Annotated in this window: 15 protein-coding genes; 11 read left to right on the top strand and 4 right to left on the bottom strand. The window is 38.0% G+C overall.

Annotation, left to right across the window (positions count from 1 at the left end; translation table 11 throughout):
- The first annotated feature begins 61 nt into the window (after positions 1 to 61).
- Together ACKGJN_RS10330 and ACKGJN_RS10335 are read left to right on the top strand one after the other, a co-directional pair.
- Positions 62 to 2,464, top strand: a complete 2,403-nt coding sequence (locus ACKGJN_RS10330) for a zinc-dependent metalloprotease (RefSeq protein WP_409539415.1) — start codon at positions 62 to 64, stop codon at positions 2,462 to 2,464.
- Between the two features lie 53 nt (positions 2,465 to 2,517).
- A complete protein-coding gene (locus tag ACKGJN_RS10335) occupies positions 2,518 to 3,549 on the top strand; it encodes a threonine aldolase family protein (RefSeq protein ID WP_409539416.1) in 1,032 nt (343 codons plus the stop codon).
- A gap of 92 nt (positions 3,550 to 3,641) precedes the next feature.
- Here ACKGJN_RS10335 and ACKGJN_RS10340 read toward each other — a convergent pair whose 3' ends face one another.
- On the bottom strand, positions 3,642 to 3,968 hold the full coding sequence (locus ACKGJN_RS10340; protein WP_409539417.1) for a YbaB/EbfC family nucleoid-associated protein: 327 nt from the start codon (positions 3,966 to 3,968) through the stop codon (positions 3,642 to 3,644).
- Between the two features lie 62 nt (positions 3,969 to 4,030).
- On the opposite strand from ACKGJN_RS10340, the gene ACKGJN_RS10345 reads away from it, so the two are divergent.
- The 3 genes from ACKGJN_RS10345 (at position 4,031) to ACKGJN_RS10355 (ending at position 8,702) form a co-directional block, all read left to right on the top strand.
- Entirely contained in the window at positions 4,031 to 6,157 is a 2,127-nt protein-coding gene (locus ACKGJN_RS10345; protein ID WP_409539418.1) for a S9 family peptidase, read from the top strand.
- Positions 6,158 to 6,256: 99 nt separating this feature from the next.
- Positions 6,257 to 7,297 carry a PLP-dependent cysteine synthase family protein gene (locus tag ACKGJN_RS10350; protein WP_409539419.1) on the top strand — a complete coding sequence of 347 codons (1,041 nt, stop codon included), beginning with the start codon at positions 6,257 to 6,259 and terminating at the stop codon, positions 7,295 to 7,297.
- Between the two features lie 145 nt (positions 7,298 to 7,442).
- Positions 7,443 to 8,702, top strand: coding sequence for an aminotransferase class I/II-fold pyridoxal phosphate-dependent enzyme (locus ACKGJN_RS10355; protein WP_409539420.1), 1,260 nt, complete (start codon positions 7,443 to 7,445; stop codon positions 8,700 to 8,702).
- 68 nt (positions 8,703 to 8,770) lie between these two features.
- Here ACKGJN_RS10355 and ACKGJN_RS10360 read toward each other — a convergent pair whose 3' ends face one another.
- On the bottom strand, positions 8,771 to 9,733 hold the full coding sequence (locus ACKGJN_RS10360) for a transporter (RefSeq protein ID WP_409539421.1): 963 nt from the start codon (positions 9,731 to 9,733) through the stop codon (positions 8,771 to 8,773).
- Between the two features lie 106 nt (positions 9,734 to 9,839).
- On the opposite strand from ACKGJN_RS10360, the gene ACKGJN_RS10365 reads away from it, so the two are divergent.
- From ACKGJN_RS10365 to ACKGJN_RS10380, 4 genes are all read left to right on the top strand, one after another.
- Positions 9,840 to 10,112 carry a DUF4834 family protein gene (locus ACKGJN_RS10365; protein ID WP_409539422.1) on the top strand — a complete coding sequence of 91 codons (273 nt, stop codon included), beginning with the start codon at positions 9,840 to 9,842 and terminating at the stop codon, positions 10,110 to 10,112.
- Positions 10,113 to 10,138: 26 nt separating this feature from the next.
- Complete coding sequence (locus ACKGJN_RS10370) at positions 10,139 to 12,553, top strand: YfhO family protein (protein ID WP_409539423.1); 2,415 nt, start codon at positions 10,139 to 10,141, stop codon at positions 12,551 to 12,553.
- A 127-nt stretch (positions 12,554 to 12,680) separates the two neighbouring features.
- Positions 12,681 to 13,961 carry a glycosyltransferase family protein gene (locus ACKGJN_RS10375; protein ID WP_409539424.1) on the top strand — a complete coding sequence of 427 codons (1,281 nt, stop codon included), beginning with the start codon at positions 12,681 to 12,683 and terminating at the stop codon, positions 13,959 to 13,961.
- Between the two features lie 6 nt (positions 13,962 to 13,967).
- The gene (locus ACKGJN_RS10380; protein WP_409539425.1) at positions 13,968 to 15,431 is read left to right on the top strand and encodes an oligosaccharide flippase family protein; all 1,464 of its coding nucleotides are present in this window, start codon (positions 13,968 to 13,970) and stop codon (positions 15,429 to 15,431) included.
- Between the two features lie 87 nt (positions 15,432 to 15,518).
- On the opposite strand, the gene ACKGJN_RS10385 is transcribed toward ACKGJN_RS10380, so the two are convergent.
- Positions 15,519 to 16,766, bottom strand: a complete 1,248-nt coding sequence (locus ACKGJN_RS10385; RefSeq protein WP_409539426.1) for a hypothetical protein — start codon at positions 16,764 to 16,766, stop codon at positions 15,519 to 15,521.
- Positions 16,767 to 16,992: 226 nt separating this feature from the next.
- Positions 16,993 to 19,779: an excinuclease ABC subunit UvrA gene (gene uvrA, locus ACKGJN_RS10390; protein ID WP_409539427.1), complete on the bottom strand. Its 2,787-nt coding sequence runs from the start codon at positions 19,777 to 19,779 to the stop codon at positions 16,993 to 16,995.
- A gap of 330 nt (positions 19,780 to 20,109) precedes the next feature.
- On the opposite strand from uvrA, the gene ACKGJN_RS10395 reads away from it, so the two are divergent.
- Positions 20,110 to 20,694, top strand: coding sequence for an RNA polymerase sigma factor (locus tag ACKGJN_RS10395; protein ID WP_409539428.1), 585 nt, complete (start codon positions 20,110 to 20,112; stop codon positions 20,692 to 20,694).
- Between the two features lie 59 nt (positions 20,695 to 20,753).
- Positions 20,754 to 20,903: a hypothetical protein gene (locus ACKGJN_RS10400; RefSeq protein ID WP_409539429.1), complete on the top strand. Its 150-nt coding sequence runs from the start codon at positions 20,754 to 20,756 to the stop codon at positions 20,901 to 20,903.
- Positions 20,904 to 20,954 lie beyond the last annotated feature (51 nt).

The raw sequence follows: 20,954 nt of genomic DNA on the forward strand, positions 1-20,954 counted from the left end.
CCGGACCTAAAACTATTTTACAATAATTTTATAATTTAGGCTTCCTTAAAAAAAACCCTTGATGAAAGTACTTTTCTCTATGTTCCTGTTCCTCAGTATTTCTGTTGGCGCAACAGCTCAAATCCTTGACAAAAAAGATGATCTTAAAAAATACGAAGGCTTTTTCGATTTCTATTATTCTGAAAAAGAAGATAAGATCTACCTGGAAGTTGACAAAATTGATGTTGAATTTTTATATGTCCGCTTCTTAAGCAGCGGGATTGGATCCAACGATGTAGGGCTGGACCGGGGACAATTAGGAAATGAAGCTCTGGTTAAATTTCAAAAAGCCGGAAATAAATTGCTTTTGGTGCAGCCTAATATGAAATTTCGTGCAGAAACAGACAATCTCCTCGAAAAGAAAAGTGTTGAGGAAGCATTCGCAAAATCTGTTTTATATGGTTTTGAGATCAAGGAAGAAAAAAACGGGAATTATATCATCGATTTCACCCCATTCCTAATGGAGGATGCTCACGGAGTTTCCAGCAGACTTCAAAGCGGCAATCATGGGAGTTTCAGTATAAATAAATCTAAAAGTGCTTTATTTCTTGAAAGGACAAAGGCTTTTCCTAAAAATGTGGAATTTGAAGCCATGTTGACTTTTGACGGGGAAGCTAAGTCCGGAACCCTTCGAAATGTGTTGCCAGATTCAAAAAGCATTACGGTGAATCAGCATCATTCCTTTGTTCAATTGCCGGATGATGGCTATGAAAAAAGAGCTTTTGACCCACGTAGTGGTGCTATTCACATTTCTTATTATGATTATTCAAGTCCGGTTTTTGAACCTTTAGAAAAGCGATATATCATTCGACACCGGCTCGAAAAAAAGGATCCTTCCGCTGCGCTAAGTGAAGCAGTAGAACCTATTATATATTATTTGGATCCCGGAACTCCGGAACCTGTTAAAAGCGCGTTGCTGGCAGGGGCGAAATGGTGGGATGAGGCCTATGAAGCTATTGGGTATAAAAATGCCTTTCAGGTAAAAATGTTACCGGAAGGGGCAGATCCGCTGGATGTGAGGTACAATGTTATTCAGTGGGTGCACAGGTCTACACGCGGTTGGAGTTACGGTGCAAGCGTGGTTGATCCCAGAACAGGAGAAATTATTAAAGGGCATGTAAGTTTGGGAAGCTTAAGGATCCGTCAGGATTTTTTGATCGCCCAGGCTTTATTGAATAAACCTTTTGCAGGCGGTGATGATGACCATCAAAAAATGATGGATATGGCCGTTTCAAGAATACGTCAACTCTCTGCTCATGAGGTTGGTCACACCATAGGATTTACCCATAATTTTGCTGCCAGTACAAGCGAAGATGCTTCAGTAATGGATTATCCACACCCAAAGATCACTATTGAAAATGGTGAGATGTCTCTTGATAATGCCTATGATTCAGGGATAGGAGCATGGGACAAGATTACAGTTAAATACAGCTATGCCGATATTCCGGAGAGTTCTTCAGAAAAAGAATTTTTAAATGCTGTGTTGGCTGAAGCGAATAAAAAGGGACTTCAGTTTATTAGTGACAGTGATGCAAGAGCCTCCGGTGGTGCTCATGTAAACGCACATTTATGGGATAATGGAAAAAATGCTACCGAAGAATTAAACCGGGTTTTGGAGGTGAGGAAACTGGCTATCTCCAATTTTTCTGAAGATAATTTCCGGGAGGGAGAGCCATATTCTGTTTTGGAAGATGTTTTTGCGCCGCTTTATTTCTTTCACCGGTATCAAACCGAAGCTGCGGTAAAACTTATTGGCGGCCTGGATTACAATTATGCAGTGAAGGGTGGAAAACAAAAGCCAGTAGAAACCTTGTCATCAAAAACACAGGAAGAAGCTTTAGCTTCGGTTTTACAAACCTTAAATGCAGCGCACCTGGCAATTCCCAAAACTAAACTGGAACTATTCCCTCCACGGGCTTTTGGATATTCCAGGTCCAGGGAATCTTTTAAAAGCAATACAGGTGTTGCTTTTGACGCTTTGGGAGCGGCAGGAACCGCAAGCAACTTAACACTTGGTTTGTTATTACATCCGGAAAGAGCTGCCCGTTTGGTGCAGCAAAAAGCGGTAAATGAGGCACAACCCGGTTTGACAAAGGTTTTAAAGGAATTGATCTCGAAAACAATAGGAACTGCACAAAAAGATCCTTATTTGCAAGAAGTTCAAAATACCGTCAATTACAATGTACTTCAGCATTTAATGAATCTTGCGGTTCACAAAGATGCAACCCCTCAGGTAAAAGCGGAAGTTTACGCAGTAATAAGTGACCTGGAAACATCACTCGAAGGAAAAAAGGAAGCTTTTTACAGGCAATTGCTTCTTGAGATTCGTGAATTCAGTAAAAACCCATCAGAATTTAAAGCATTGCCAACTGCACCCCAAATTCCAGATGGTTCTCCCATTGGAAGTTTTATGTGTGAGGGATAAAATGCAATGTATTAGGGAGATATTCAGATAAAAATTAGAAATAGAGAAATAAAATGAAAGAGGAAATAGATTTAAGAAGCGATACGGTTACCCGTCCTACCAAAGAAATGTTGCAGGCGATAATGTCCGCTAAAGTGGGGGACGATGTTTATAAAGAAGATCCCAGCGTAAACGAACTGGAAGAAAAGCTAGCTAAAATGTTTGGGAAAGATGAAGCCTTGTTTTTTCCAACAGGAAGCATGGCAAACCAGGCAGCGATAAAATTGCATACAAGACCGGCAGAGCAGTTGATTTGCGATAAATGGGCCCATGTGTATAATTATGAAGGCGGAGGAGTTTCTTTTAACAGTGGGGTTTCCTGTAAGCTTGTGGATGGTGACCGCGGGATGATCACTGCAACGCAGGTAGAAGAAAATATCAATCCGCCAGATTTTTATCACAGTCCGTTAACCAGTTTGGTCTGCCTTGAAAACACTACCAATAAAGGAGGTGGAGCATGTTACGATTTGGCGGAGATCAAAAAAGTGAGAAAGGTTTGCAACAAGCACAACCTGGGATTGCATCTTGATGGAGCGCGTTTATTTAATGCTTTGGTAGCTAAAAATGAATCGGCGAAGGATTATGGGAAGTTGTTCGACACTATTTCGGTTTGTTTATCCAAGGGTTTGGGTACTCCAATGGGATCTGTGCTTATTGGGGATAAGGAGTTGATGAAAAATGCAATTCGGGTAAGAAAAGTGCTTGGAGGTGGAATGCGCCAGGTAGGATTTATGGCCGCGGCGGGGATCTATGCTCTGGACCATCATGTAGAGCGCCTTGCTATAGATCATAAAAGAGCTTCAGAAATTGGAGCAACGTTAAATGACCGGACTTATGTTGGGAAGGTTGAACCCGTTGAAACAAACATTGTGATATTCTATCTTCAGGATCTTTCGAATGAGGAGAAATTCATGAAAAAGCTTCAGAAGGAGAACATAAGAATAAGCAATATGGGCCATGGGAAATTGAGAATAGTTACGCATTTGGATTATTCCGAAGAAATGCATCACCGGTTTCTGGAAGTACTTGAGGGTATAAGTTTTTAATCCCGGGACAGGGTTTAAGGATATTATTATTCAGCAAAAAGGGCCTCATACATATATTGTGAGGCCCTTTTATACTGAAAGACCTGGTCTAACTATTGATTAAACATATCCATTCCGGGAATATCCGGCATTCCGTCTTTGGCCACAGCAGCAAGTTCAGCTTCGTTGATATCGGAAGCTCTTTTGATCGCTTTATTTAAAGTTAAAACAAGATAGTCTTCCAGTTGGTCCTTATCTTCCATCAATTCATCTGCAATAGAAATGTTTTTGATCTCACGCGCAGCAGTTATGGTTATTTTTAAAAGACCATCACTTGACTGCTCATCTATAAGAACAGATTTCATGCGCTCTTTTGTAGCTTCTACTTTTTCCTGGGTTTCCTTGAGCTTATTCATCATACCCATCATATCTCCAAACATAATTTACTGTATTTAAAAAGTTAAATACAAATTTACTAAATTAGGTCCTGATAAAAGTTATTATGAAAACAGTATTATTTATTCTAATGGGAAGTTTTACCTTTGTAACCGCGCAAAACCAAAATGCATTGAAAAAAGAAATCACACCTCCCGAAGCGATTAAAATAACCAAAGAACTTAAGGCCCATGATCAAGTTAGGATAGATGATTACTATTGGATGAATAACCGGGAAGATCCCCAGGTAATAAGCTATTTAAATAGCGAAAATGATTACAATGAGAAAATGACCGCTCATACCAAAGAGTTTCAAACGAAACTTTTTAATGAAATGAAAGGCAGGATCAAAGAGGATGATAAATCTGTTCCTTATAAATTAAACGGATATTGGTACTTAACGCGCTTTGAAAAGGGACAAGATTATCCCATATATTCCCGAAAGAAAGAATCTCTTGATGCTCCCGAAGAAATTTTGTTTGATGTAAATGAAATGGCAGAAGGCTATGATTATTACAGTCTTGGTGGATTAAATGTAAGCCCGGATAATAAACTTGTAGCATTTGGTGTGGATACTTTAAGTCGAAGAAAATATACCATTCAAATAAAAAACCTGGAAACAGGGGAGATTCTTCCGCTGAAAATAGAAACTACAACAGGTGGATCTACCTGGGCAAATGATAATAAAACACTTTATTATACCAAGAAAGATGATCAAACACTACGATCAAATCAAATATTCAAACATATTTTAGGGACTACACCTTCAAATGATCAGTTGGTTTTTGAGGAAGAAGATGAGACCTTTAACACCTATATCTACAAATCAAAATCTAAAAAATACCTGATAATTGGTTCGGGAAGTACGCTTACGAGTGAATACAGAATTTTAAATGCCGATAACCCTGAAGGGGAATTTAAGGTTTTCCAACCAAGGGAAAGAAGTTTGGAATATGGGATTAGTCATTTTGAGGATTATTTTTATGTGCTCACCAATAAAGATGGTGCCACCAATTTTAAATTGATGAAAACCCCGGTTGATAAAACCGAAAAAGAACACTGGCAGGAGGTTATTCCGCATAGGGACGATTATTTGCTTGAAGATATTGATATTTTCAAAGAATACCTTGTTGTGAGTGAACGGCATAATGGATTGAATAAAATTAAGATCACTAGATGGGATGATAATAGTAGTTATTATTTGCCATTTGACAATGAAACCTACACCGCCTATACAAGTATAAACCCCGATTTTGATACAAATATTTTAAGATATACCTATAACTCCCTGAATACTCCTACTTCCGTAGTTGATTTTAATATGACAACTAAGGAAAAAATGATTCTAAAGGAACAGGAAGTTTTAGGAGGAAAATTTAATAAGGATAATTATACTTCCGAACGTATTTGGGCCACGGCAGAAGATGGTACAAAAATCCCAATTTCTATTATTTACAAAAAAGGTGTTAAAAAGGATGGAAATAATCCCTTATTGCAATATGCATACGGATCTTATGGTTCCACTATAGATCCATATTTTTCTACCGCACGTTTAAGCCTGCTGGATCGTGGATTTATTTATGCCATCGCACATATTCGCGGAGGGGAATATTTGGGCAGGACCTGGTATGAAGATGGAAAGCTTCTGAAAAAGAAAAACACGTTTACAGATTATATCGATGTTTCAAAGTATTTGATAGCGCAAAACTACACCTCTTCAGAGCATTTATACGCAATGGGCGGTTCTGCCGGTGGCTTGCTGATGGGGGTGGTAGTAAATATGGCTCCTGAACTTTATAACGGGGTGATTGCAGCGGTTCCTTTCGTTGATGTTATAACTACGATGTTGGATGAAAGCATTCCCTTAACCACTGGAGAGTATGATGAATGGGGGAATCCGAATGATAAAGAATATTATGATTATATGCTTTCTTATTCCCCATATGACAATGTAAACCGGCAGGATTACCCAAATATGCTTATTACGACAGGTTTGCATGACTCACAGGTGCAATATTGGGAACCCGCAAAATGGGTTGCAAAATTGAGGGATTTTAAAATGGATGATAATATTTTGCTGCTTCATACCAATATGGAAGCCGGACATGGAGGAGCTTCAGGAAGATTTGAAGCATTGAAAGAAGTAGCTGAGGAATATGCATTTTTATTAGACCTTGAAGGAATTACTGAATAGTTTAAATATTTTACTAACTTTGACCGGTTTTAAAATTAAGAATAATTTAACTAGTTTTAGAATTTTTAGAAAGCAGAAGATTGTATAAGAACTTCATTTATGAAAGAAGAAATAAAGGTGTACGATAATGTATTGCAACTAATAGGGGATACCCCTTTGATACATTTAAATACCATTACCAAAGATTTTAAAGGCAGTTTTTACGCTAAAGCAGAAGCCTTTAATCCGGGACACTCCACCAAAGATCGTATCGCGCTATATATTATTGAGGAGGCCGAGCGCGCGGGAATTTTAAAACCGGGAGATACAATAGTTGAAACAACTTCAGGAAATACGGGTTTTAGTATTGCTATGGTTAGCATTATAAAAGGATATGAATGTATTCTTGCCGTTAGTTCAAAATCTTCCCAGGATAAGATAGATATGCTGAAAACAATGGGGGCAAAGGTATATGTTTGTCCGGCAAATGTTTCTGCAGACGATCCCCGTTCTTATTATCAGGTTGCGAAAAGATTGCATGAAGAAACAAAAGGTTCGGTCTATATCAATCAGTATTTCAATGAGTTGAATATGGACGCCCATTATAATTCTACGGGTCCAGAAATATGGAAACAAACCGAAGGAAAGATCACTCATTTGGTGGCATGCAGCGGAACCGGGGGAACAATTTCCGGAACTGCAAGATATTTAAAGGAACAAAATCCCGAGATCAGAATTATTGGAATAGATGCTTTTGGATCGGTTATTAAAAAATACCACGAAACCCGGGAATTTGATTCTGAAGAGATTTATCCTTATCGTATTGAAGGCTTAGGTAAGAATCTAATCCCTACTGCTACAGATTTTGATATTATTGATAAGTTTGTAAAGGTTACCGATGAAGAAAGTGCGCATACGGCAAGGGAACTGGCCAAAACCGAAGGGATGTTTGTTGGATATACCAGCGGTGCAGCGATGCAGGGAGTAAAACAATTAAGCAAGGAAGGAGAATTTGATGCCAATAGTAAGGTTGTAATAATCTTTCCTGATCATGGTTCCCGATATATGAGTAAAGTATTCAACGATGAATGGATGACCGCTCAGGGATTTTTTGACACTAAAAACGAGGAAAACGCAAATCAAATTGAGTTTATAAAATAACCGAGATGTTTTTTCCACATATCATAATGAAAAACATCCTTTTATAAGAGGATGTTTTTTCTATAAAACAGTTAAAAGATAAAGGATTATTATTGTAAAAAACGAGTTGTATTTAAGTAATTTACCGCTCTTAATGTAAAGGTCTATGAGAGATTTATTTGATAAAATATATAAAGATAAAGGTCCGTTAGGGAAATGGGCAGAATTTGCCGAAGGATATTTTGTGTTTCCCAAGCTTGAGGGACCTATTTCAAACCGAATGAAATTTCGCGGAAAGGAAGTAATTACCTGGAGTATTAATGATTACCTGGGATTGGCAAATCATCCTGAAGTAAGGAAGGTGGATGCCGAAGCGGCTGCAGAATATGGATCGGCATATCCTATGGGAGCCAGAATGATGAGTGGTCATACCAGTTTACACGAAAAACTGCAGGAAGAACTGGCATCTTTCGTAAATAAACAGGCAGCATATTTGTTGAATTTTGGATATCAGGGAATGGTTTCCACAATTGATGCACTTGTTTCCAAAGCAGATGTTATTGTGTATGATATGGATGCTCATGCTTGTATCATAGATGGTGTGAGACTCCACGTAGGTCAGCGTTTTACCTATAAGCATAACGATATGGAAAGCATCGAGAAGAATCTTGACCGTGCTACCAAAATATGCGAACAAACCGGTGGAGGGATCCTTCTTATTTCTGAAGGTGTTTTTGGAATGCGGGGTGAGCAAGGAAAGCTTAAAGAAATAGTAGCCTTAAAACAAAAATATAATTTTAGATTTTTTGTGGATGATGCACATGGATTCGGAACGCTTGGAGCTACAGGAGCCGGTGCAGGTGAGGAGCAAGGCGTACAGGATGAAATAGATGTTTATTTTGCAACTTTTGCTAAATCTCTGGCAAGTACAGGAGCTTTTATTGCAGGTGATAAAGAGATCATGGATTATCTTAAATATAACTTAAGATCCCAAATGTTTGCAAAATCCCTACAAATGCAATTGGTGGTTGGGGCTTTAAAAAGACTGGATATGCTTCGCACTATGCCAGAATTAAAAGCAAAACTATGGGAAAATGTGAACGCGCTTCAAAGCGGATTGAAAGATCGTGGTTTTGACATTGGTACTACGCAAAGTTGTGTAACTCCGGTATATTTAAAAGGTAGTATTCCTGAAGCTATGGCCCTTGTGAAGGACCTGCGCGAGAATCATGGAGTATTTTGTTCTATTGTTGTGTATCCTGTAATTCCAAAAGGATTGATCTTATTAAGAATGATCCCAACAGCTACGCATACATTTGACGATATAGAGCAAACTCTGGTAGCTTTTACCGCTATACGGGAGCGACTGGAAAATGGAACTTATAAAAGGCTTTCGGCATCTGTTGCTGCAGCTATAAATGAATAGTCGTATTATATAAATACTAAAAAATCCGCTGTTTTAGCGGATTTTTTAGTTTACTGAATCGAAAATTCCTAATTATCTATTTCAGGTTCTGGCTTAATTTCTTCTGTACGTTTTCTCCTTCGGTCACCTTCATAGGAATCATCCATAAATTCATCCGTTTTATGCATATCGAATCTATAAGAAAAACCTGCGGCAACCTGCCACCTGTCCGGGGTATTTTTAAAATTGATCAATCCCGAAATATCCAACTGGAAATCATCTGTCAATAAATAAGCAACTCCGGTACGTGCAAGATCATCGGCATATACATCGCTTATAATTCCCTGATATTCCAAAAAACCGGCAAATTTTGGAGTGAAAGCGTGTGTAAGCGTTACTATTCCAGCATAGGTTGGTGTTACTTCCGAGAGTTTATCTAAAATGATATTGGTTACCAAAACCCATCCACCACTCCAATTGTTTTGTGTTGAAAGTGCAAATTTTGGGGTTATCCTGGATTCTCCTTCAAACATAAAGGGATTATCACCAAAAGTGAAGTTTGCTCCTGCATATACAGCTATTGCCGGGATCAAGGTTTTCCACTTAAACCGTTGATTGGCTTTCCAACTGTATAAGTTTACTTCATCGGGCTTAATACTGCGGGCAGGATCAAAGATCAAATATTTTACGCCTAAAGTATTGGTTTTGAAATTACTCTGATTAAATTCCCGGTCCTGACCGCCAATCTTTATTAATGTAGACTGATCTTCAAAAGATCCTATTAAGCTAATCTCCAGGGCTTCAAAAAACAGGCCGTATCGCAACGCGTAATCTGCTCCCAAAATGTCGGTATTTGTTCCGCGAAGGGAATGGGAATCATTACCCCAAAAACCTCCCGCTTCGAGTTGTAAGACTCCTGTGCCCACGGAAAATGCTCCCTGGGAAGCTCCGGGCCGATTGGAATTAATGGTTTCTGTGTACTGTGCCTGAGAAATTAGTGTTCCGGTAAAGAACACAAGAAGGGTTAATATTCTGAGTTGAAGGAATTTCATTTGCGAAGATTTGTTCCTTCAAATATAGACGATTTTATTAATTTTTTAGGAGATATAAATGGAATTTGTCGGGCTATAATAGTAATTTTGCACAAACTGAAGAAAAATGTACGAAGCTTCATTTCAAAGTATTCTAAAAACTATTTTGATCATTTTACTGATCTATTTTGGATTCAAAATTCTGTTACGGTTTTTTGGCCCCATTATTTTGAAATACTTTTTAACCAAAATGGGAAATAAATTCCAACAACAATTCAATCAGCAACCTCCATCCGGAAAGAAAAAGGAAGGAGAGGTTGTTATTGAGAAAAAACCAAAAAATCCCGGAAAACCCAATAAAAACGTTGGAGAGTATATCGATTACGAAGAAATTGATTAATTTTCAGACCTAACAAAAACCGCATAATGATTAGGTCTTTTAAAAGTATTCTCCCACACATTTTAGTTGTTTTAGGATTTGTTTTTCTTTCTTTGGCTTATTTTAATCCCGTTCTTCAGGGGAAGGAAATTTTTCAAAGCGATATCGTTCAGTATATCGGGATGGCAAAACAGCAAAATGATTTTCGGACAGAAACAGGTGAGGAGCCTTACTGGACCGATTCTGCATTTGGCGGAATGCCAACCTATCAGCTCGGCGCAAACTATCCGCATAACTATATTAAGAAAATAGATTCTGTACTACGATTTTTGCCAAGACCGGCAGATTATCTTTTCCTTTATTTTCTAGGCTTTTATATCCTTCTATTAACCCTAAGGCTGGACTATAAACTGGCATTTTTGGGAGCCCTGGCCTTTGGGTTTTCAACCTATCTCATCATAATCCTTGGAGTTGGTCACAACGCCAAAGCCCACGCAATCGCCTATATGCCAATGGTTCTGGCAGGAATCATTCTGTGTTTTCGAAGCAAATATTTATCCGGATTTCTCCTGCTGGCATTTGCCATGGCCCTGGAGATTGGTGCAAATCACTTCCAGATGACCTACTACTTATTGTTATTGGTACTGGTTTTGGGGGTCGCTTATTTAATCGATGCCTATCGCAAGAAACAATTGCCGCATTATTTTAAGGCCCTGGGAGTTATGGTACTTGCCGTTATTCTGGCAATTGCTACCAATGCAACAAATTTATTGGCGACCCAGGAATATGCTGCTTTCAGCACAAGAGGTGATACAGGCTTAACGATTACTGCTGAAGGAACCGAACAAAAATCAGATGGGTTAAGCATTGACTATATCACGGAATACAGCTACGGAATTCTGGAGAGTTTCAACCTTTTTATTCCAAGATTTATGGGTGGATCCAGTTCAGAAATATTGGACGAAGATTCTCAAATGTATCAGCAATTGATTAAAATGGGGGCTTCTCCGGTTCAGGCTCGTAATTTTGCAGAAAATGCGCCAACTTATTGGGGTGATCAACCTTTTGTAGGTGCTCCGGCATACATAGGTGCGAGCGTATTATTTTTGTTTGTATTTGCTTTATTTCTTATAAAAGGCCGATTGAAATGGTGGATTGTTGGAGGAGTTATTCTGGCTTTGTTATTATCCTGGGGTAAAAACTTTTTATTTTTTACCGAACTCTTCATCGATTATGTTCCACTTTATGATAAATTCCGGGCGGTTTCATCAATTCAGGTGCTTATAGAATTATGCGTCCCCATATTAGCCATTTTCGGACTTTATAAATTATTTAGTGAATTCGAAAAAGCCGAAGAAAAACAATATGCTTTAAAATGGGCAACTATTATTACCGGCGGGATTGCTTTGCTATTCCTTGTTTTTAAATCGGCTTTATTTAATTTTAGCGGAGGAAATGATGCGGTATATATCCAACAAATGGGAGCAGAATTTGTTCGCGCACTTAAAGAAGACAGAAGAGCTGTTTTTACTGCAGATACAATAAGATCTCTCATATTTGTTCTCCTTTCAGCCACGTTGATCTGGCTATATATAAAACAAAAAGCGAATAAAAACCTTGTGATCGCTGGTTTTGTACTGTTGATTTTAGCTGATTTAATCCCGGTGGACAGAAGATATGTGAATAATGATGATTTTGTAGCTGCAAGAGCGATGAACCAACCTTTTCAGCCAACAGCCGCAGATGCACAAATTCTTCAGGATCCCGGACATTTCAGGGTTTTTGATCTTGCAGAAAGTCCATTCAATACTGGAAGAACCTCCTATTTCCATAATTCAATTGGAGGATATCACGCTGCGAAGCCGGGTAGAATTCAGGAATTATATGATTTCTATATCTCCAGGAATAACATGGAGATCCTGAATATGCTAAACGTGAAATATTTCATCATTCCTACAGAAGAAGGGGTGCAGGCTCAGCAAAATCCTGAAGCTTTCGGAAATGCCTGGTTTGTGAACAATATAAAATGGGTTGAAAATCCTAATGAAGCTATCATAAATCTTGGAGAGGCTAAACTTGATTCTACCGCAGTGGTGCATGTAGAGTATAGGAATTTGATCCCGACTGATCTTGAAACTGATCCTTCAGCAGAAATTGAACTTATTACTCAGCGGCCAAATGAATTGGTTTACAAATTCAAATCATCCAAAGAGCAATTGGCGGTATTTTCAGAAATATATTATCCCAATGGCTGGAAAACCTATATAGATGGAAAGGAAAGTGTTCATTTTAGGGTGAATTACGTTCTAAGAGGGATGATGATTCCTGCCGGGGAACATGAAATCAAATTTGAGTTTGAGCCGGAGGTGGTTAAAACCGGTAGCATAATTTCCCTTTCAGCTTCAATTGTATTGGGGCTGCTGTTGCTAGGCGGTCTGTTTTATAAGTTTAGGAGAAAATAAGTTCTTTTGCTGTTTTTTGGAAGATTTAGAATAGGCCTATGAAATAAGCATAACGGAAACTCGATACAAACATCGATGAAGATATGCGAATTACATATGACCAATGAAAATCAATAAGAATCTACATATGAAAAAAGTACTTATCATCACATACTATTGGCCTCCGGCCGGAGGACCCGGAGTTCAGCGTTGGTTAAAATTCGTGAAGTATTTAAGGGGTTTTGATGTAGAGCCTGTTGTTTATATTCCTGAAAATCCGGATTATCCTTTGTTGGATGAATCCCTTAATAACGAAATCCCAAAAGATATAACCATCCTGAAAAAAAAGATTTTTGAGCCTTATTTCCTGGCTGGTATGTTCTCCAAAAAACAAACATCAACCATCAGTTCTGGAATAATCAATGCTGAAAAAGAACAAAATTTTCTGCAGAAATTGCTGCTATTTATACGCGGCAATTTTTTTATTCCGGATGCAAGAAAATTCTGGGTAAAACCTTCCATTAAATATCTTTCAGATTATATTCAAAAGAATAGAATTGAAACCATCATAACTACCGGGCCACCACACAGCGTTCATTTAATAGGACTTGGATTAAAGGAAAAACATGACATACGATGGATAGCCGATTTTCGTGATCCCTGGACGAGTATAGGATATCATAAAAAGCTGAAATTGACAGAGGCTTCTGAAATAAAACATAAAAAGATGGAAGAAGAGGTGCTTAAAGAAGCATCAGATATTATTACCACCAGTTTTACCACAAAAGCCGAATTTAAACAAATCACCGAGAAACCAATAACCGTAATCACCAACGGATATGATGTTTTGCCCCCTTCTGAAGTGAAACTGGACGAAAAATTCACCATTTCTCATATAGGTTCCCTGCTATCGGGAAGGGATCCAAAGAATTTGTGGCTTGTACTGGGAGAACTTGTAAAGGAAGATGTTGATTTTTCAAAAGATTTTCAATTAAAGCTGGTAGGAGCCGTAAGTGATGAAGTGGTTAGTTCCATAAAAAAATCTGGCTTACAGTATCATCTTGAGCTCATTGGATATGTTTCTCATCCTGAGGCTTTAAGGATTCAAAGGAGTTCTCAGATCTTGCTTTTGGTTGAAATTAACAGCGAGGAAACCCGTGGGATTATTCCGGGTAAACTTTTTGAATATATGGCAGCAAAGCGCCCTGTTCTGGCTTTGGGGCCGGAAAAGTGGGATGGGGAGAAGATCTTACAGGAGACAGGATCCGGTAATTATTTTAATTACCGGGATAGGGACGACCTGAAATTCAGGATCAGGGAATATTATAAATTGTATAAAAAAGATGCGTTGAGATCTGATTCAAAAAACATCGAAAAATATAGCCGAAAAAATCTAACCAAAAAATTAGCAGAATTGCTGCACCAATAGAAACTGATGGGTGTAATTTTAAACCAATCTTTTAAAAATATGGTCACTACCTATTTCGGATTTGGAATAGGAGCGATCAATACCTTATTTTTATTTACTTATTTCCTGGAAAAGGAGTATTACGGATTGGTGAGTTTCCTGCTTTCAGCAGCAAATCTTATCTGGCCTTTGATGGCTTTTGGAGTTCATAATACCCTTGTGAAATTCTATTCTTCCTATAAAACCAGACCCGATCGGGATAAGCTGCTTAATTTGATTTTAATTTTACCAGTAGGGGTTTCTCTAATTCTTGGGATCATTGGATATATAAGTTATGATTTGTTGCTTGATTATTTTGGATCCGGCAATGATCTCGTGCAACCATACATTTGGTTAATCTTTGTCATTGCTTTGGCCACAGCCTATTTCGAAGTGTTTTTTGCCTGGTCCAAGGTTAATTTCCAAAGCGTATTTGGAAATGTGATGAAGGAGGTTTTTCACAGGATTTGTATCACCTTGTTGTTGTTAGCTGTATATTTTTCATTGATTAGCGTGAATCAGTTTATTTATGCGATGGCGGGAGTATTTATTTTAAGGGCTGTAGCTATGCAGGCGTATGCTTTTTCTTTATACATGCCTAAATTCAGTTTTGCGCTGCCAGGTAATATAAGATCTGTTTTAAAATATTCAGGCTTGATTTTGATCGCCGGTTCCATTGCGATGATTTTACTGGATCTTGATAAAGTGATGATAGAATATTATTTGCCCATTGGAGAAGTAGCTGTTTATGGAATTGCGGTTTATATCGCTACAGTAATATCGGTTCCTCAAAAAGCAATGCACCAAATTATACATCCCCTTACAGCGAGTATGTTGAATGAAAAAGACAAAACCGGCCTGGCCGATCTTTACAAACGCAGTTCCCTGACTTTATTAGTGATAAGCGCAATCATTTTTATTTTGATACTTGTGAACCTGAATCAACTTTACAGGCTTATTCCTGAAGAATATCAAATTAGCACCGTGATTGTACTGCTTATTTCCCTGGTGAAATTATATGATAATATGCTTGGAAACAATAACAGTATTCTTTTTAATTCAGATTATTACCGGCTGGTGCTGGTCTTTGGGGTTTTCCTGGCCATTCTGGCTTTTGTTTTTAACTTGTGGTTAATCCCGGAATTTGGAATTCTAGGGGCGGCCATAGCAACCTTTCTTGCGTTCTTTATATATAATACTTCCAAGATATTTATTGTGTTCAACAAATTCCATATGCATCCTTTTTCCCTGAAGACATTTAAAATTTTGCTTTTTTCCGGCTTGCTAATCATCGGATTTTATTTTTGGGAATTCGGATTTCACCCAATTATCAACATAATTTTAAAATCAGGAATAGTCTCGATTATTTATTTGATTATAGCCCTGAAATTTAATTTCTCTGAAGATGTTACTGCAATGGTATCTAAATACCTCAAACGGAAAAAATTATAAAAGCGAAAACCCCCAAGGGATTCGTGTGAATCGCCATTGGAGGATTTCTAACTAACTAACCAACCAAAAAATTAAATTATGAGGATCTTAATCTCTTCCTCTTGAGTTACTTCTTACTTCAGCAGAACTCCTGGTTGAAGATTTAATTTCCTGTGATCGTGGAGAACTGCTTCGGGATTGAACTCTTGATGTACCGGTATCAGTTCTTGTAGCCTGTACATTGCTTCTTCTTTCAGGTGTTCTGGTTCTAACAGTATTTTGTCTGCTTTGCACCGCGGGCTGAGCTCTTCTTTCAACTGATGGCCTTGTAGCTCTAACTGTATTATCCTGAGGTGGTGTTGTGGCAGCTCTATTCTCAATTACATGGCTGCTTCTTTGAGGAGAAACTGTTCCTCTTGCTGAAGTACTTGAACTACCAACACTTTGTGCTCTTACAGCAGCTTCATGCTTCTCTATATTAGCCGTTTCTCTGTTCCTTTCAACGTTGCTATTCCTGGATTGAATTCTTCCTCTTTCTGATGAAACTTCTGCTTCGGAAACCGAACTGTTTCTACCTCTAACAGAAGGTGTGGAATTAGCAATTTCAGAACTATTGGTCCTTGTAACGTTTTCTGAAGATCTCAATTGAGGCTTCACTTGTCTTTGTGTGGTTGTTCTTCTTCCATTATTATAAGAATCTACACTTTGACCAGGTCTGTAAAAATTGTTTTTGCTAACAACTACGTTATTGGTTTGATAATAGTTGTTGTATTGAACGTAACTCAATCTTGAAGGCTCATAATAGGCTCTGTAAGGCTCGTAATAAACCACTCTGTATGACTGATGTGGTCTTACATAATACCTGTGCCAGGGTCTGTGAACATAACGTGGATTGTAAGCATTGATATATCCAATATATCTAATGGGTTGGTTAAAACGGTTGTAGCGGATATGCATATTCCCTAATCTCACCAATTGTCCACGACTGTTGTAGTTAATAAAAATGTTTCCGGCCTGAACGATTCTTCCGTAGTAATCATAATATACAGGGACATTTTCAATCTGGATCACAGCTCCAAAATCATCATATTGTACATAAGGATCATAATTATATCCTGCATTATAACTGATGTTGGAATTTGGATGCGGTATATTTCCAAGTGGGGAACTTGCAAATTGAGGATTGTAATAAAAATCAAATTCTCCGTTTGGATATACTGAAAACTCAACTCCGCCTTCTACGAATATGAAAGATTCTCCATAGTTAAAAGGGGAGGAGTAACTGGATGTTTCCGAATTTGCTGAAGCCGTAACTCCAACAAAAAGAAAAGCGAATATGAGGGTAAAGGTTTTCATTTGGGCGGACTTTAGATATTAATAGAATTGGCTTTTTTCAAGCCGTTGTTCTTAAATATACAAAGTACGTGCCAAAGTCCTGAATTATATCTTTAGCCTGTTTTTACCTGAAAATAGCCTGTTCATTTAATCCCTCATTGAGGGTTTAATTCCCCGAGGCTTACCTCGAATTTTTAAAAGTATTTTCCAATTCATACCTCGTGGGCTTGCCCCGAAGTTTTTGATTTTATAACCGTTCCTTTAAATAGGGAGCAGTATAGGATTTTTTGTTTTTAGCCACTTCCTCAGGTGTTCCTTCAGCAATAAGATAGCCACCTGTTTCACCACCCTCAAGACCAAGGTCAATAACATAGTCGGCACACTTTACAAGGTCCATATTATGTTCAATCACAATGATGGAATGCCCCTTTTCTATTAAAGCGTTAAAGGATTTCAATAATTTCTGAATATCGTGAAAATGCAAACCTGTGGTAGGTTCATCAAAAATAAACAGGGCCTTATCTTTGCTAATTCCCTTTACAAGAAAGGAGGCCAGTTTTATTCGTTGGGCTTCTCCACCTGAAAGTGTAGAAGAACTTTGTCCCAGTTGAACATATCCCAGACCCACATCCTGAAGGGGCTTTAATTTGTTGGTTATCTTTTTCTCCCCATTATCCTGAAAGAATTCAACAGCCTCATCAATGGTCATTTTAAGAATGTCATCGATGTTCTTTTCAGCGAATTTCACTTCCAACACTTCTTTTTTAAAGCGTTTTCCATTACAGGTTTCACATTCCAAATGCACATCGGCCATGAACTGCATTTCGATGGTTACTTCACCTTCACCTTTACAGGTTATACACCTTCCGCCATCAACATTGAAGGAGAAATGTTTCGGTTTAAAATTCCTTATATCGGATAATTTCTGATTCGCGAATAAATTTCGGATATCGTCATAGGCCTTGATATAAGTAACCGGATTGGAACGCGAAGAACGCCCAATTGGATTCTGATCTACAAACTCGATGGAAGTGGTCGCCTTAAAATTCCCGTCAATTTTAGAAAATTGTCCGGCTTTTTCTCCGAAACCTCCAATTTCCTTTAACATTGCAGGATAAAGTATCTTTTTAACCAACGTACTTTTTCCACTTCCTGAAACTCCGGTTACGGCGGTAAAAACACCCAGGGGAAATTTTACGTCAATATTTTTTAAATTGTTTTCCCGTGCTCCAAAGATCCCGACATATTGTTTTGAGGTACGACGGGTTTTGGGAGTTTCAATACGCATGGTATTATTCAAATATTTCGCGGTGAGGGAATCAGATTTCAGGATCTGTTTGTAGGTTCCCTGGGCTACTAATTCTCCCCCATGAATTCCTGCTTCCGGACCAATATCAATAATCTCATCGGCCGCTTTCATAATATCCTCATCATGCTCCACCACAATTACCGTATTTCCAAGATCCCGCAAATCCTTTAAAACCTCAATAAGCCTTTTAGTGTCCCGCGGATGCAGTCCTATGGAAGGTTCGTCCAGAATATACATAGAACCCACTAAACTGCTTCCCAGGGAAGTGGCAAGATTGATCCTTTGGGACTCCCCCCCGGAAAGTGAATTGGATTTTCGGTTTAAGGTGAGATAGTCCAATCCCACATTGGAAAGAAACTGCAAACGATTGCGAATCTCTGTTAGCAGGCGTTTGGCTATTTGTGTATCAGTTTCATTTAAGGAAAGCTCACTAAAAAATGCACGGACTTTATTGAGAGGTTTTTCAACAAGATCTGTAATAGTTGCTCCGCCAATTTTCACATAATTGGTTTCAGGCCTAAGTCGTTTTCCTTTACAAAGAGAACATTTGGTTTTTCCCCGATATCTGGAAAGCATCACCCGGTTCTGAATTTTATATGCCTTGGATTCCAGAAATTCAAAAAAGGAATTAAGACCTTCAAAATACTCATTCCCTGTCCATATCAACTCTTTTTGCACTTCAGAAAGTTCGAAAAATGGTTTATGGATTGGGAAGTCGAATTTATGGGAATTGTTTACCAATTGATCCCGATACCAACTCATACTTTCCCCGCGCCAGGGGAAAATGGCATTCTCATATACAGACAATGCGGTATTTGGAATTACAAGATCTGCATCAATTCCTATTACATCCCCGTAACCTTCACATCTTGGGCAAGCACCATACGGATTATTAAAGCTGAAAAGATGCGGATTTGGTTCCTGAAAAGTTATTCCGTCAAGTTCAAATTTATTGCTGAATTGTCTCGTTTTAGCATCGGAAAGACTTTCGATAAACAATTCTCCTTTTCCTTCAAAAAATGCGGTTTGTGTGGCATCTGCCAGCCGGTTATAAAAATTTTCCTCATTTTTGGTAACTATCCTGTCCACAACCAGGGAGATATCTTTTTCCTTTAATTTGGACAGATCGGCTTCATCGATTCTAACAACCTTTTCTATAACTTTAATTCGGCTGTAGCCTTGTTGAAGTAACACCTTCAGCTTTTCTTCCAGAGTTCTTCCTTCTTCCAAATGAACAGGGGAGAGGAGCAGCAATTTTTCACCTTCAGGAAAGAGTTTTATATACGAGATAACATCGGTAACAGTATCTTTTTTAACTTCATCCCCTGAAACTGGAGAATATGTTTTCCCAATCCTGGCAAAAAGCAATTTTAGGTAATCGTAAATTTCAGTAGAAGTACCAACCGTTGAACGGGGATTGGTAGAATTCACTTTTTGTTCAATGGCAATAGCTGGAGCAATTCCTTTTATATAATCTACTTTCGGCTTATTTAATCTACCCAAAAATTGCCGGGCGTAGGATGATAAGCTTTCCACATATCTACGTTGACCTTCGGCATAAAGCGTGTCAAAAGCCAAACTGGATTTCCCCGATCCGGAAAGCCCGGTGATTACAACGAGTTTGTTGCGGGGGATGATAACATCAATATTTTTTAAATTATGAAGTTTCGCTCCCTTAATTATAATATTTTCTTTCGGATTTACGCTTGAAATATCTACAGCCATTTAATATTTTTATCCCTCATAGAGGGTTTAATTGCCCGAGGTTTCCCCCGAATTTTTAAAAGTATTTTTCAAATCATACCCTTTGGGCTTGCCCCAGAGTTTTTGATGAATGCAAAGGTAATCAATAAGCTGCAGTGTAAAAAGTGAACAATATTCGTTAGTTATGTTAAAAAATTTTTGCCGATTTTTGCCGATGTTAAAAATATGTTGCTATATTTGGACTTTCAACGGATATTCTAAAAATCTATTGCCTATTGTATAAAGTTACTTTTTAAGTTAAAAAAAACCTAACCCAAAGGTGTCCCCGGATACCTGACTAAAGTAACTAATATGGATAAAACAAAGGCAACTGATGCTACCTTAGTAAGCACCTATATTCAAGGTGATGAGAATGCTCTCTCAATTTTAATTACCCGACACCAACACAGGATTTACAGTTTTATTTATTCCAAAGTTTATGATAAGGATGTTGCTGAAGATGTTTTTCAGGACACTTTTATCAAGGTAATTAATACGCTCAAAAAAGGCAAATATAATGAAGAAGGGAAATTCCTTCCCTGGGTAATGCGTATCGCTCACAATTTAGTGATCGATTATTTCAGAAAAAACAAACGGATGCCCAAGTTTGAGAACAGTGGAGATTTCAATATTTTTTCGGTTCTAAGCGACGGCGATCTAAATGTTGAAACACAACTTATCAAGGATCAAATTGAGTGTGATGTTCAGGAATTGATAAAGGAATTGCCGGCCGATCAACTTGAGGTTTTAACAATGCGTATCTATAAGGATATGAGTTTTAAGGAAATTTCTGAACGTACCGGAGTGAGCATTAATACGGCTTTAGGTCGCATGAGGTATGCACTTATAAACCTTAGAAAAATTATTGAAAAACATCAGCTTATTTTAACAAATTAAATTTGAAATAAAACAGGAATATAATCGTTCTCCATTAAACCAATTTAAAGTTTACCTAAATGGAGAACCTTTACACTAAAATTCCGAAAGGAGAACAATTAAACCGTTTGAACCCTACAAAAGAGACCATTCAATTTCTTTTAAATTATTCGAAAGCTTTACACATTTCAGAATATGATGTGATGCAGTTTGAAGTGATTTTAAATTAATTAGATTAGAAAAGAGCTTTTTTGATCCGTGTTATTATTGAATTAATAGCA

Source organism: Gillisia xinjiangensis (assembly GCF_046298265.1).
In the GTDB taxonomy this organism is placed as follows: domain Bacteria; phylum Bacteroidota; class Bacteroidia; order Flavobacteriales; family Flavobacteriaceae; genus Gillisia; species Gillisia xinjiangensis.